The following is a 13,497-nucleotide window of genomic DNA, read 5'->3' as shown; positions in this document are numbered from 1 at the left end:
CCCGGCCGGGCCGGGGCCGGGCCGGTTCGGTTCAGTTCGGTTCGGTTCGGTTCGTCAGTCGGCGGCGGCGGTCCGTTCCGCGGCGCGGGCGGCCACCACCAGCTGGCCCAGGGCCAGGCCGCCGTCCCCCGGCGGCACCAGGTGGTGGCGCAGGACCGTGAAGCCGTCCGCGCGCAGGGCCGCCGCGCAGGCCGCGGAGAGCAGGGAGTTGGCGAAGACACCGCCGGTCAGGGCGACCGTGTCCACTCCGTGCCGCTGCCGTGCCAGCGCGCAGAGCCGGTGGACGAGTACGGCGACGGACCGGTGGAAGCGGGCCGCCACCAGGCCCGGGGCCACGCCCGCGCGCAGATCGCCGACGATCGCCGCGAACACGGGCGCCGGGTCGGCGAGGACGGGCGCCGGGTGGACCGGGACGGACGCCGGGCCGGTCGGCACGGACGCCGGGTCACTCGGGACGGACGCGGCGCCCGTCCGTCGGCCGCCGCCCGGCCCCACGGTCCGGTCCTCCTGTTCCGGGCTCCGCACGGCGAACCCGTACGCCCCGGTGTCCCCGGCGGGCGCCGTCAGCGCGGCGGCCTCCAGAGCGACCGCCGCCTGGGCCTCGTATCCGGACCGGTGGCAGACACCGGCCAGGGAGGACACGGCATCGAAGAGCCGGCCCATGCTGGAGGTGGGGACGCAGTTCAGGTCGCGCTCCAACTGCCTCTCCAGCACGCCGCGTTCGTCGGGCGGGCAGGCGGACGTGCAGGGCAGGTCGTCCGACCAGTCGATCCCGGCCGCCCGCAGATGCGCGAGCGCCATCCGGTACGGCCGGTGCACGGCGGCGTCACCACCGGGCAGCGGCACGTACGCGAGGTGCCCGAACCGGACGAAGCCGTCGTAGTCCGCGAGCAGGAACTCGCCGCCCCACACCGCTCCGTCGTCGCCGTACCCCGTGCCGTCGAAGGCGACGCCGAGCACCGGCCGGGTGCCGTCGAGGCCCGCCTCGGCCATCGCGGCGGCGACATGGGCGTGATGGTGCTGGACGCGTACGACGGGCCGTCCGGTCGCGTTCCGGTCGGCCCAGCGGGCGGACCGGTAACCGGGATGCCGGTCGGCCGCCAGCAGTTCCGGCCGCACCGGGGTGATCGACTCCAGCTGCGCGACGGCCCGCTCGAAGGCCCGCTGGGTGGCGAGGTCGTCCATGTCTCCGATGTGGGCGGAGAGCCAGGCGCGGCGGCCCTCGCCGAGACACAGCACGTTCTTGAGGTCACCGCCGACGGCGAGAGCCGGCCGCACGGGCACCGGAAGGGTCAGCGGCAGCGGCGCGTAACCGCGGGCGCGGCGCACCATGAGCGGCTCGCCGTCGCACACCCGCAGCACCGAGTCGTCGCAGGGCACATGGATCGGCCGGTCGTGGGTGAGCCAGGCGTCGGCGAGGTGGGCCAGCCGCCGCAGCGCCTCCCCGTCGTCGGTGACGATCGGCTCACCCGAGACGTTGCCGCTGGTCATGACGAGCAGACGGGGGCCGTCGGCGTCGCCGGGCAGGCCCAGGAGCAGGTGGTGCAGGGGGGTGTACGGCAGCATCACACCGAGGTCGGGGCTGCCGGGCGCGACGGACCCGGCCGGCCACGGGGCGTGCGGAGCGTGCGTGCCGCCGGTCTGCCGACGCAGCAGCACGATGGGGCGGGCGGCGCCGGTGAGCAGACCGCGTTCCTCGAGGCCGGGACGCACGAGGTGCCCGATGTCGTCGAGGCTCCGGGCCATGACGGCGAACGGCTTGTCCCCGCGAGCCTTCCGGCGGCGCAGCAGGGCGACGGCGTCGGGGTTCGTGGCGTCGCAGGCCAGGTGGTAGCCGCCGAGTCCCTTGACCGCGAGGACCGCGCCGTCCGCCAGGAGCCGGCGGGCCGCGGCGACCGGTTCGTCGCGCGTGACCGCTCGCGGCGGCCCCTCGTCCCCGGGCCGGGGGACGAGCAGTCGCAGCCGGGGGCCGCAGGCGGGGCAGGCGACGGGCTGCGCGTGGAAGCGCCGGTCGGCGGGGTCGGCGTACTCGCGCGCGCAGTCGGGGCACATCGGGAAGCCGGCCATGGTGGTGTGGGCACGGTCGTAGGGCAGACCCGTGACGATGGTGAACCGGGGCCCGCAGTGGGTGCAGTTGACGAAGGGGTGCCGGTGGCGCCGGTCGGCGGGATCGGCGAGTTCCCGCAGGCACGCGGCGCAGGTGGCGGTGTCCGGCGGGATCAGTGTCCGGGCCGGTCCGTCGGTGCGGGAGGCGAGGATGCTGAACGCGGTGTCCCCGGTCGCGGGCACCTCCTCGTGCTCGACGGACTCCACGCGGGCCAGGGGCGGCGCGTGCACCGCGATCCCGTCACAGAACCGGGCGACGGCCCCGGGTGCCCCCTCGACCTCGGCGATGACGCCTTCCGGGGTGTTGGTCACGTGCCCGCGCAGGTCGAGGCCGGTGGCGAGGGTGTAGACGTACGGGCGGAAGCCGACGCCCTGCACGACGCCCCGCACGAGGACCCGACGGCGCAGCGGCGTCTCGCCGACGGCGGCGGGGGACCGTGGCCGGCTCACGGGTGGGAGTGCGCCATGGCGCCGGTGCCGTCGGGGTGCTCGTGGACGTGGTGAGGGGGCGCGGCCGCGGCGTGCGGGGAGGCGTCCGGGCGCTGTGCCATGACGGGGGCGTGCCGGGGAGCGCCGTCCGCGGCCGCCAGCGCCCGGTCGAGCAGGGTCCCGATCCCGAGGTCCCGGCGGACCGAGGTCAGCAGCACCTCGACGCCGGGGTTGACGCGTTCGACGTTGGCGCGGAACGCCGTCTCGTCGAACTCGACGGCCTCGGCGATGTCGGTCTTGGTGACCACGACCAGGTGGGCGAGGCCGAAGGCGGTGGGGTACTTGAGGGGCTTGTCCTCGCCCTCCGTGACGGAGGCGAGCACGACGCGCAGGGTCTCCCCCAGGTCGTAGGAGGCCGGGCAGACGAGGTTGCCGACGTTCTCCACGAACAGCAGCCGGGTGCGGTCGGGCAGCCAGCCCTCCACGTGGCGGCGGAGCATGTCGGCCTCCAGGTGGCAGAGTCCGTCGGTGAGGACCTGCTTGACCGGGACGCCCGAGCGTGCGAGCCGTACCGCGTCGTTCTCGGTGGCGAGGTCGGCGGTGAGCGCCGCCACCGGCACGGACCGCCGCCGGGCCAGGTCGAGTTCGCGTTCCAGCAGGGCGGTCTTGCCGCTGCCGGGGCTGGACAGCAGGTTGACGACGGTGGTGCCGCGGGCGGTGAGTTCGGCGCGCAGGGTGTGCGCGCTCTCGTCGTTCTTGGCGAGTACGGCCTGCTGCAGGTCGACCACACGGCACATGGTTCAGCGCTCCTCGGGGATCGGTTCGCGGAGGTGCGCGTGCGTGGGGCCGTCCTCCCACTGCACGCTGAGGATCTGCAGTTCGCGGCCCGCCGGCAGGTCGGTGCCGGCTCCGCCGCAGCGCGGGCAGGTCAGCAGGGGCGGCATGCCGACGGCCCATTCGTGGGCGCAGGGCGCGCAGCGGGCCCGTCCCGGCACCGACTCGGTGACGAGTTCGGCGCCTTCGAGCAGGGTCCCGGCGCAGGCCAGTTCGAAGCAGAAGGAGAGGGAGTCGGGCACGACGCCGGCGAGTTCGCCCACCTGGAGCCGTACCGAGCGCACGGCCGTGACGTCGCCGGCACGCTCCGCCGCCTCTTCCACCTGGCCGATCACGGCCAGCGCGATGGACATCTCGTGCATCGGTCTCCGTCCTGGCAGGGTCCGGTCCGCGTGGGCCGCCACCCGGTCGGCCGCCCCGTGCGGCACCCTGTGGGGCGGGGCACGGAGCGGCGCGGGGGCGTGGATCGGGGCGTGGGGCCGGGCGGCCGCCGCCCTCCTGAGAGGTGAGGCGCCGCCCTCATTAGAGGGGAGGCCTCCGGGCGGGGTGGCCCGGCGCGCCGTCGCCGCCCGGCCGGGTACGCCGTTCGCCGCAACGGCGTGGCACGCTCCGGCGCGCCCCGGCGGTCACCCGGCCGGGAGAGCGCCGGCTCACATGCTGCGCATCCTCAGGTAGCGCCTGATGTCGGGCAGGGACTGGACGAGTACGGCGGCGACGACCGCGGCGACCACGCCGCCGACGAGGGTCTTGATCATGGTTCTCTCCTCACTTCGCGGCTTCGCCGACCGTGGCCCGCGGCGCGGACTCTCCCGGCTCGTCGGCCCGCAGCAACTCTTCGATCAGCCGGACGGCTTCCGGTACGGCGGCGGCGACCGGCGGGCTGAGGCCGATGCCCTCCTCCACCGAGGCCGGTTCGCAGCCGAGCACCAGCGTGCGCCGGGGCGGTTGTCCGCCGGTCCCGGCGCAGAGGGTCCCGAGCAGCGCGAGCACGGTGTCGGGGGTCATGCGGTGCCCGTCCAGGACCGCGCCGGGCGGCGCCTCCCCGTCGGCCCCGTCGTGCTCGATGACGTAGAGGGTGCCGGGTGCATCGCCGCGCGCGGTGGCGTCGACCAGGATCAGGGTGTCGTAGCCGTCCAGGACCTGGTAGGCGAGATGGACTCCCCGTACGCCGATGTCCACGGCCTCGACGTGGGCGGGCAGTTGCCTGCCGGACAGGGCACGTACGGTCTCGACGCCGAACCCGTCGTCGCCGAGGAAGATGTTCCCGATGCCGGCGACGAGGACCCTGCCGCCCGGCGGGCGGGGCCGGTCCGGGGCGGTGCTCATGCGCCGGCCTCCAGCGGGGTGACCTCGTCCGGCTGGAAGTACAGGTAGCGGCCCTGTTCGCGGCGGATGTCCGCGCCGGGGTCGTCCTCGACCGTCACCGCGAGATGCACCACGCCGTCCACGTCGTGCAGCACGGCCTCGACCCTCGCGGTGCGCCCGGCCAGGAACAGGTCCTGGGCGTCGGTGCGGCGCAGGCCCGGTCGCAGCAGCACCCGGCTGCCCGCGCCCAGTGAGTGCCCGTCGACGACGACCCGGTCGTGGCCGGGGTCGAATCCGGCGTCGCTCGCCGGGTCCCACCAGGGCGTGTCCGGTCGCGGCACCCCGAACTCGTCGGGGAATCCGGCCGCGGCGGGGGCGGGGGCCGATCCGGTCACCTCGCGCAGACTGCGCACGGCCCCGTGCAGGCGCTCCAGGACCTCGGGGGGCATCGAGTCCGCGAGGTCGATCACGGCGGCGGCCCGGTCGTCGGTCCCCCGTGCCTCGCGTTTCTCCTCGTCGGTGAGGGCGGCGGTGCGCAGCGCGAGGATCTCGTCGATCTCGGTGGCGTCGTACAGCGCTCCGGGGCTCTCCGGGGCGATGGCCGGGTGGTCCTCCAGGATGATCGGTGAGGAGAGCACCACGTCGGCGCGGCCGGGCTCGCCCGCGAGCACGGGCCAGGTGTGGAGGTTGCGGCAGGCCGCGACCGCGCCATTCGCCCACTCGGGGGGATCGGTCATCGAGAGGAAGGACCCGGCGCTCAGTCCCATGAGCAGGTGGGCGGCGACCAGGGAGCGCGGCAGGGCCGCGTCCCGGTCGGCGGCCGCGCCGTCCGTGGGTGCCCAGGTGCTGGTGTTCTCCACGACGGCGGTCAGCCGCATCACCCGGTAGGGGCCTTCGAGTTCGCGGGCCGACAGTCTCAGGGCGCCCGCGGTCTCCTCGTAGCGGCGGACGAGGCGGCCCACCGGGCGGCCGGTCCCGTCGAGGACGGGTTCGGTGTCCTCGGCGGCGGGGAGGCCGAAGGGGATCGTGACGCCGTCGCCGAGGAGTTCGTCGACCCGCACGACCGCCTCGACGTGTTCCTCGGTTCCCTCGTCCCAGGGGACCAGGGTCCGGTCCCCGAGCCGGAGTTCGGGGACCGTGTCGAAGCCGCCGTCGGGGCGTGCCCGCTGGACGGTCCGGCGCCGGGCGCGCAGGAAGCGCAGCTCGACCGCGAGGGTGGCGTCCGTCCTGGGTTCCATCAGGCATTCGGTGTGCTGGAAGTCGTGCTCCTCGGTCGCGGCGCCCCAGGCGGGCGGTACGAGGACGCCGAACTGCCAGCGCAGCCGGTTCTTGGCGGCGGAGGCCCGGTACGGGTAGAGCACGTAGCCCTCGAAGAGGACGGCGTCGGCGACCTGCCGGGCGAGGGCGAGACGCGCCTCGGTCTCCGGGGCGAACGCGGTCACGCTCACGGAGCGGTCCTTCCGGTGATGCGGGTGAGGGTGGACCCCGGCCGGGGTGTGCCGGGAGCCGGGTCGGCGCCTTCGTCGAGCAGTGCCCGTACGGTCGCGTCCCAGGACGGCAGCGCCCGGCGGGAGCGGAAGGCGAGCAGGGCGTCCATGGTGTCGTGGGGCAGCCGGATCCAGCCGCAGCCGGGGAAGTGCTGTTCGACCATCTCCCGCCAGGTGGCGACGGGCATCCGGAAGACGGCCTCGCGGTCCCACGGGACGGGCTCGACACGGAAGCCGCCCGCTCCGGTGAACGCGGTGCCGGAGAAGAGCATCAGGAGCGGCACCTCGCCGTCGGTGAGGGCGTCGAAGTAGCGGGTCGCGGCGATGTCCATGTCGTAGGTGCAGGGCACGACGAGGTCCGTCTCGGTCTCGCCGGTGAAGGCGGGGACCATGAGGGACACCTGTGCGAACTCCACCGGCTGGAGGGTGCTGCCCCAGCGGGAGCGCTCGCCGAAGAGGTCGGCGAGCCCGTCGGCCTCCGTCTGCTCGTAGCCGCGCCGGGCGGGTTCGATGCGGATCTGGCAGCGCAGCGCGACGGCGTGCACCGGCTCGTCGCCGACGGCGGTGACACGCAGCCGGAAGACGAGGGTGGGGCCGGCGGCGTACCGGTCGGCGCGCACGCCGGTGCAGGTGAAGGAGAACTCCGTCACGGCCGGCTCTCCTCCCCCACGGTCCGGGTGCGTTCCCCGACCCGCTCGAAGAACGTGTCCAGGGCGGCGCGGGCCTCCGCGCCGCCGTCGAAGCCCTGCCACAACAGGCGCATACGGCCGACCAGTTCGTAGCAGATGTCGATGGGTACGAGGGCGCACTCGACGCGGCCGTCGACGCGGCGCAGCAGCAGTGCCTCCACGTCGGGTTCGAGCAGTGCGGCGAGACGGCTGCCGCCCAGGACCGTCTTCCACACGGCGGGGTCGAGCTCGCTCTCGGTGGCCCCGGCCGGGCTCGGGTAGAGGGCCACCAGCCGGTCGAGCGCCGCGTTGCGGAAGAAGAAGGCGACGCCGACCGGGATCTGCAGCGCTTCCCAGGCCCCGTCGTCGAGACGGTGGTCCGGGTCGGTGAGGTAGCGGTCCGGTACCGCGCGGAAGCGGCCCGCGGCGGCGGCGCCCGGCTGCTGCATGAGAAGGGCGCAGGGGACGCAGGCGCAGACGAGGGCCCGCTTCTCGGTGTCGACCAGGTGGCGGTGGTGTGCCTCGTCCACGGCCACCGCGCACAGTCCGCACCGTTCCTGGCGCGGCTGACGCCCGGTCAGGAACCGGCGCAGGCCCGGTCCGCGGGTGGCCGGGCGGGCGCCGGTGGGCGCGCTCACGCGGTCTTCGCCGGAGCCGGGCGGCCGGCGGTCCGGCCGTCCGGGCCGAGGCCGATCTGCAGCAGCGGGGGCTCCCCGGGCGTGCCGGCGGACTGCAGCTCGACGGTCGTGACCTCGGGTGCGAAGCAGGCGAGCGCGTCCTCGGCGGCCTGCCGCGCCGTCGCCCCGTTCGCGGCGCACCCGCAGCCCGAGCCCGCCGCGGCGGCGGACCGGAGCCTGAGGGTTCCGGTCGCCTCGTCGAAGTCCACGACGTCCAGCTCGTGTTCCCGCACGGTGTCGAGCGCGCGGGCGATCCGGGTCGCCCGGTCCTCGGGATGCAGGTCGTGCAGGACGAGGAGGCTCGCGACCAGCTCGTCGCCGAGCAGCGGCGCGACCGGGTCACCAGCGGCGTGCCGGTTCCCGGGCGCGGAGAGCAGCTGGAGCGCCCGGGCCAGTCCGGCCCCGTAGAAGTCCATCAGGGCCTGCACCAGTTCCTCGGCGGCCGCGCGGACGGCCGGGTCACCGGTGGCGGCGAGCCGGTCCAGTACGTCCTCGATCCGCAGGCCGGTCTGCGTGGCGTCCACCGGGGGCGTCGCCTCGGCCGCCCGCGCCGCGCTCATCCGCCCAGTCCGCTCAGGCCGGTCGGCATGTGCATCTTCTGCACGGTCTTGCCGCCGCCCACGTACATGTGGACACCGCAGGGCAGGCAGGGGTCGAAGCTGCGGACGGCGCGCATGATGTCGATGCCCTTGAAGTTCTCCGGGGAGTTCTCCTCGAAGATCGGGGTGTTCTGCACGGCGTCCTCGTACGGGCCGGGGGTGCCGAAGGTGTCCCGGGTGCTGGCGTTCCACGGGGTGGGCGGGTACGGGTGGTAGTTGGCGATCTTGCCGTCGCGGATCACCATGTGGTGGGAGAGGACACCGCGGACCGCCTCGGTGAAACCGACCCCGATGCTCTCGTCCGGCACCTCGAACTTCTCCCAGGTCTGGGTGCGTCCGGCGCGGACCTCCTCCAGGGCCTTCTCCGCGAAGTGCAGCGCGACGGCGGCGGTGTAGGCCTGGAAGTAGGTGCGGGCGCGGTTGCGCTCCAGCGCGTTGCTCCAGCGCGGGATCTTCCACTCGAAGGTGGTCTCGGGCTTCGTCATCGTGCGGGGCAGGTTGATGACGACGCTGTGCCCGGTGGCCTTGACGTAGCCGGTGTCGACGAGGCCGGACAGGGCGGTGGACCACAGCCGGGCGATGGGGCCGCCGCCGGTGTCCAGGGCGAGGTGGTCCTTGCCGTCGAACCAGCGGGGCGACATGACCCAGCTGTACTTGTCGTCGAAGTTCCGCTTCTGCGGGGCCGGGATGGTGTGCTGGTTCCACGGGTGCCGCGGGTCGACCGGGTTGCCGAGCGGGTCGTGGGTGACGAACTGCTCCTGGCCCTGCCAGTCCTCGTAGTAGGAACTGCCCAGCAGGATGCGGATGCCGAGGTTGATCTCGGTGAGGTCGTTGGTGACGAGTTTGCCGTCGACGACGATGCCAGGCGTGACGAACATCCGCCGGCCCCAGTCCGTCATGTTGGCGTAGGTGAAGTCGCAGTACTCAGGGTCGTTGAGCGCGCCCCAGCAGCCGAGCAGCACGCGCCGGCGTCCCACTTCCTCGTAGCCGGGCAGGGCCTCGTAGAAGAAGTCGAAGAGGTCGTCGTGGAGGGGGACGACGCGCTTCATGAACTCCACGTAGCGCATCAGCCGGCTGAGGTAGTCCGTGAAGAGCTGCACGGAGGCGATGGTGCCGACACCGCCCGGGTAGAGCGTGGAGGGATGCACATGGCGCCCCTCCATGAGGCAGAACATCTCGCGGGTGTACCGGCTCACCTGGAGCGCCTCGCGGTAGAACTCGCCCTCGAGGGGGTTCAGGGAGCGCATGATGTCGGCGATGGTGCGGTAGCCGTGCTCCCCGGCGTGCGGTGCCTCGGTGCGCTCGGCGAGTTCGAGGACACCGGGGTTGGTCTCCTTGACCATCTTCTCGCAGTAGTCGACCCCGACCAGGTTCTCCTGGAAGATGTTGTGGTCGAACATGTACTCCGCGGACTCGCCGAGGTTGATGATCCACTCCCCGAGGTGCGGGGGCTTCACGCCGTACGCCATGTTCTGCGCGTACACCGAACACGTGGCGTGGTTGTCACCGCAGATCCCGCAGATGCGGCTGGTGATGAAGTGGGCGTCGCGGGGGTCCTTGCCCCGCATGAAGACGCTGTACCCGCGGAAGACGGACGAGGTGCTGTAGCACTCCGCGACCCGCTTCTGCTTGAAGTCGATCTTCGTGTGGATGCCCAGGCTGCCCACGATCCGGGTGATCGGGTCCCAGGCCATCTCCATCAGGCCGCTGCCGTCGCCGGCCGGCTTCGTCTTCGGTGCCATCGTCTCTGTCGTGCCCTTCTTCGCGCGGGTGGTCCGGGAGGGGGTGGCCTGGGTGGTGGGGCTGCGCCTCAGCTGGGGCGGGGGGTCACCACGGCGGCCGGTATCCGGTGGTGATCCGGTCCCCGGTGTGGCGCCACTTCGGCTCCTTGTCGACGGCCTGGGTCGTGAGGGTCCGCAGTCTGCGGACCACCGCGCCGTAGGCGCCGCTGGCCTTCGTGGACAACTTCGCGCCGGGCGGTTCGTCCATGAAGGGCATGAACTTGTCCGGGAACCCGGGCATGGTGCAGGCGATACAGATGCCGCCCACGTTCGGACAGCCGCCGATGCCGTTCATCCAGCCGCGCTTGGGCACGTTGCACTTGACGACCGGACCCCAGCACCCCAGCTTCACCAGGCACTTGGGCGAGTCGTAGGTGGTCGCGAACTCGCCCTGCTCGTAGTAGCCCGCCCGGTCGCAGCCCTCGTGCACGGTGGCACCGAACAGCCACGCGGGGCGCAGCTTGTCGTCGAGGGGGATCATCGGGGCGGAGCCGGCCGCCTGGTACAGCAGGTAGGTGAGCGTCTCGGCGAAGTTGTCCGGCTGGATCGGGCAGCCGGGCACGCAGACGATGGGGATGCCGGCGTGCGACGTCCAGTCCCAGCCGAGGTAGTCGGGCAGGCCCATCGCGCCGGTCGGGTTGCCCGCCATGGCGTGGATACCGCCGTAGGTGGCGCAGGTGCCGATGGCGACGACGGCCAGCGCCTTGGGCGCGAGCCGGTCGATCCACTCGCTGGTCGTGATCGGCTGGCCGGTCGCCGGGTCGTCCCCGAAACCGGACCAGTAACCCTCGGGCTTGATCGACTCGTTGGGGATGGACCCCTCGACGACCAGCACGAACGGGTCGATCTCGCCCCGCTCCCCCTTGAAGAACCACTCGATGAACGTGTCCGCGCCGCCGACCGGGCCGCACTCGAAGTCGATGAGGGGCCAGTGGACGGCGATCTTCGGCAGGCCGGGCAGGCCGCCGAGGGCGATCTGCTCGATGCTCGGCTGCATCGCGGCCGTCAGCGCGACCGAGTCTCCGTCGCAGCTCAGCCCCGCGTTGATCCAGAGGATGTGGATCGTGGGGGTCTCGTCGGCAGGCGCACCACCGGCGTCCGTGGCGCCGGCCGTGCTCGGCGTCGTCGCTGTCATGGGACCGCCTCCTCGGGGAGGTGAGGGATGAGATCCCCTCGGGGAACGAAAGCCCTTTTGGGGATTAAAGCATTCAATTCGACCATCAGCTCTCTTGGTACCACTCCTCCGGCCGCGACGGGATGCGATGAACGTCCGTTCCAGTGACGGGAGCCTGCGGGCGCGCCTCCGGTACGAGCTCGGGCTACTCGGGTGAATTCATGCACAAGTGAACGAACGTGGATGAATACGGAAGGTCCCGGAGAGGCGTGCGACAGCGGGGGTCCTGGGTGTCCGGGGCAGGAGCGTCCGGGGTGTCCGGGACGGGCGTGTCAGGTCGTCATGGTGGACGGATCCCTCCGGTGGCGGCCCCGCTCCGGTCGACTGCGATGGTCGGACACGGCGGACGGCGTGTCCCGGGCGACAGGCTGTGGGGTCACCCGAAAGCGGGGGACCAGCCGCCACCCGGCGGCGGGCCGGGCCGGTGTCGCCCGAGGGGCGCCGCTCCGGGCCCCGGGACGGGGTTCAGAAGCTGGGGACCCGGGACAGCAGGGTCACCAGCCGTTCGGCGGGGGCGAAGAGCGGTTCCAGGCGTTCGTACTCGGCGGCCTTGTCCGCCGACGCGAGGAGACGTCCGGGGGTCAGTGCGGCGTGCAGGGCGAGGCCGCGCCCGACGATCGCGTGGTGCAGGATCCACAGGACCGGGACGGTCACGCCCGCGGGCTCACGGCCGCAGGCGACCAGGGCGACCGCGCCGCGCAGGTTCTCGGTGACGGCGACCTTCGCGATGACGTCCTCGAAGGGTGCGACCAGGGAGTCCAGCGGTGCGGGCGCGCCCGCACCGGACGGCAGGCGGTCGCACTTCGTGAACACCAGCACCAGCGGCGTCAGCCGCCCGTCACGCCCGGCGAGAGCCCGCTGCACCAGCGCGGCCATGCGGTGCAGGGCCGCGCGGTAGGGATCGTCGCCGAGCAGTCGGGGCGCGTCGGCGAACACCATGATCCCGTCCGCGCGCGTCAGGCCGGGGAGCATCTCCTCGTCCGCCCGACCCGGGAGGTACCGGTGGTCGCGCCAGCGCACCGGCAGCACGGCGCGCCCCTGGTGGTGGAGTTGCAGTTCGAGGACATCCCGCCGGCACCCCGCTCCGGGGCCGCGTCCCCGCAGCACCTCCTCGGCCGCCGCGGTCAGTTCCTCGTGCAGGGACGCCTCCTCGGCACACAGTCCGAAGCCCTGGATGCCGTCGCGCATCGCCGCGTACATCAACGAGAGGTAACTGCTCTTTCCCACCCCGCCCTGTCCGAGCATCACGATGTCCATAAGGCTCCTTCGGCTGGCGCGCGGGCGGCCGGGCCATGGTGGCGGAGCGAACCGGGCAAGAACCGGTCAGGTGACCGGTTGCCCTGACAAGACATGATGAGTCGAGACACCGCGAGGGGAATACGTACACTCTTTCGACCTCAAGAGTGTTCTGTCCATCTGATTCACCGACAACTCTTTTGTGCGCTAAGTTCCTCGCACCGGCACGCCGGTCCGTGCACGAAGCGGACGGTGTCGACCGAGGGGGGACCACATGCGCGACCACACTCATTCCAGTCCCACGAGCCACTCGACGCCCCTGAGCCGCTGGCCGCGGGGGACGCTCATGGCCAATCTGGCACCCGACGACCGGAACGCGCTGCTGCGGCTGGGCCGGGTCGTGCGTCACGGGACCGGTGACGTCCTCATACGCGAGGGCGGCCCCGAGACCACCGTGCTGCTCCTCACCGACGGCTGCGTCAAGGTCGTCGGTGCCGTGGAGGACGGGGGCACGGTACTGCTCGCCCTGCGGGTGCGCGGCGAACTGGTCGGCGAGGTCTCGGCGTTGGACGGGCAGCCGCGCTCGGCCACCGTGATCGCCGCCCGCCCCACCGTCACCCGCACCCTGACCAGCGCCGTCTTCCTCTCCTTCCTGCGGGAGAGCCGCGACGCGGCCGAGGTCGTGCAGCGGTCCGTGGCCGGCAAGCTGCGCGGCGCCACCCGCCACCGCATCGACACGAGCGGCGGCACGGCCACCGTCCGGCTGGCCCGCACCCTGGACAACCTGGTCCGCAGCTACGCGAGGGCCGTGCCCGAGGGGCTGCGGATCGACGTACCGCTCAGCCACACCGATCTGGCCGCGCTCGCCGGCATCTCCGACGCGAGCGTGCAGCGCGCGCTGCGCAGCCTCCGGGCCGCCGGGGCCGTGACCACCAAGTACCGGGGCGTCGTCATCCGCGAACCGGGCATCCTGCGGGCCATCGCCGCGCAGAGCGACTGGCCCGCGGCCGACGGCAGCGGACTGCCGGCCGTACCCACTCCGCGCGCCCCTCGTCCGCCCAGGCCCAAGCGGGCGCCCCTCGAACCGCCCGCGCCGCACTCCGGGCCGGCCTCCGGCCTGGCCGCGCCCGCCGACGACACTCCGCTGTCCGAGGCCGGCTGACCCCGCGCGACCCGCCGGCCCACCGAGCCTCGGACACCG

General features: G+C 73.2%; 13 protein-coding genes. 1 reads left to right on the top strand and 12 read right to left on the bottom strand.

The features are described 5' to 3' along the window. Nucleotides 1-54 precede the first annotated feature (54 nt). From hypF to ACFV2J_RS15370, 12 genes are all read right to left on the bottom strand, one after another. Nucleotides 55-2,556: a carbamoyltransferase HypF gene (hypF, locus tag ACFV2J_RS15425; RefSeq protein ID WP_385439025.1), complete on the bottom strand. Its 2,502-nt coding sequence runs from the start codon at nucleotides 2,554-2,556 to the stop codon at nucleotides 55-57. After that, a complete protein-coding gene (gene hypB, locus ACFV2J_RS15420) occupies nucleotides 2,553-3,332 on the bottom strand; it encodes a hydrogenase nickel incorporation protein HypB (protein WP_385439022.1) in 780 nt (259 codons plus the stop codon). Before hypB ends, hypF begins: the two co-directional genes overlap by 4 nt. 3 nt (nucleotides 3,333-3,335) lie before the next feature. Continuing rightward, nucleotides 3,336-3,731 carry a hydrogenase maturation nickel metallochaperone HypA gene (hypA, locus tag ACFV2J_RS15415; RefSeq protein ID WP_385095036.1) on the bottom strand — a complete coding sequence of 132 codons (396 nt, stop codon included), beginning with the start codon at nucleotides 3,729-3,731 and terminating at the stop codon, nucleotides 3,336-3,338. A gap of 288 nt (nucleotides 3,732-4,019) precedes the next feature. Next, nucleotides 4,020-4,124 carry a DUF6893 family small protein gene (locus tag ACFV2J_RS15410; protein ID WP_381242641.1) on the bottom strand — a complete coding sequence of 35 codons (105 nt, stop codon included), beginning with the start codon at nucleotides 4,122-4,124 and terminating at the stop codon, nucleotides 4,020-4,022. A gap of 10 nt (nucleotides 4,125-4,134) precedes the next feature. Continuing rightward, the gene (locus tag ACFV2J_RS15405; protein ID WP_385098178.1) at nucleotides 4,135-4,695 is read right to left on the bottom strand and encodes a hydrogenase maturation protease; all 561 of its coding nucleotides are present in this window, start codon (nucleotides 4,693-4,695) and stop codon (nucleotides 4,135-4,137) included. Further along, nucleotides 4,692-6,122, bottom strand: coding sequence for a hypothetical protein (locus ACFV2J_RS15400; RefSeq protein ID WP_385439017.1), 1,431 nt, complete (start codon nucleotides 6,120-6,122; stop codon nucleotides 4,692-4,694). Before ACFV2J_RS15400 ends, ACFV2J_RS15405 begins: the two co-directional genes overlap by 4 nt. After that, a complete protein-coding gene (locus ACFV2J_RS15395; protein WP_385439015.1) occupies nucleotides 6,119-6,811 on the bottom strand; it encodes a DUF6084 family protein in 693 nt (230 codons plus the stop codon). The genes ACFV2J_RS15400 and ACFV2J_RS15395 overlap by 4 nt, the downstream gene beginning before the upstream one ends. Next, entirely contained in the window at nucleotides 6,808-7,467 is a 660-nt protein-coding gene (locus ACFV2J_RS15390) for a DUF5947 family protein (protein ID WP_385439012.1), read from the bottom strand. Before ACFV2J_RS15390 ends, ACFV2J_RS15395 begins: the two co-directional genes overlap by 4 nt. Continuing rightward, on the bottom strand, nucleotides 7,464-8,066 hold the full coding sequence (locus ACFV2J_RS15385; protein ID WP_385439009.1) for a hypothetical protein: 603 nt from the start codon (nucleotides 8,064-8,066) through the stop codon (nucleotides 7,464-7,466). The genes ACFV2J_RS15390 and ACFV2J_RS15385 overlap by 4 nt, the downstream gene beginning before the upstream one ends. Next, nucleotides 8,063-9,847, bottom strand: coding sequence for a nickel-dependent hydrogenase large subunit (locus tag ACFV2J_RS15380; protein WP_168531503.1), 1,785 nt, complete (start codon nucleotides 9,845-9,847; stop codon nucleotides 8,063-8,065). The genes ACFV2J_RS15385 and ACFV2J_RS15380 overlap by 4 nt, the downstream gene beginning before the upstream one ends. A gap of 85 nt (nucleotides 9,848-9,932) precedes the next feature. Then, on the bottom strand, nucleotides 9,933-11,021 hold the full coding sequence (locus ACFV2J_RS15375; RefSeq protein ID WP_385439006.1) for a hydrogenase expression protein HypE: 1,089 nt from the start codon (nucleotides 11,019-11,021) through the stop codon (nucleotides 9,933-9,935). Nucleotides 11,022-11,525: 504 nt separating this feature from the next. Next, a complete protein-coding gene (locus ACFV2J_RS15370) occupies nucleotides 11,526-12,317 on the bottom strand; it encodes a hypothetical protein (protein WP_385091506.1) in 792 nt (263 codons plus the stop codon). 325 nt (nucleotides 12,318-12,642) lie between these two features. Between ACFV2J_RS15370 and ACFV2J_RS15365 the strand changes: the two genes are divergently transcribed. Beyond that, nucleotides 12,643-13,458 carry a Crp/Fnr family transcriptional regulator gene (locus ACFV2J_RS15365; RefSeq protein WP_385091503.1) on the top strand — a complete coding sequence of 272 codons (816 nt, stop codon included), beginning with the start codon at nucleotides 12,643-12,645 and terminating at the stop codon, nucleotides 13,456-13,458. Nucleotides 13,459-13,497: the final 39 nt, after the last annotated feature.

The sequence above is a fragment of the Streptomyces sp. NPDC059668 genome, assembly GCF_042734135.1.
Lineage (GTDB): Bacteria > Actinomycetota > Actinomycetes > Streptomycetales > Streptomycetaceae > Streptomyces.
The sequence above is the reverse complement of the archived record's forward strand: the minus strand, read 5'-3'. Positions and strand labels throughout refer to the sequence as shown.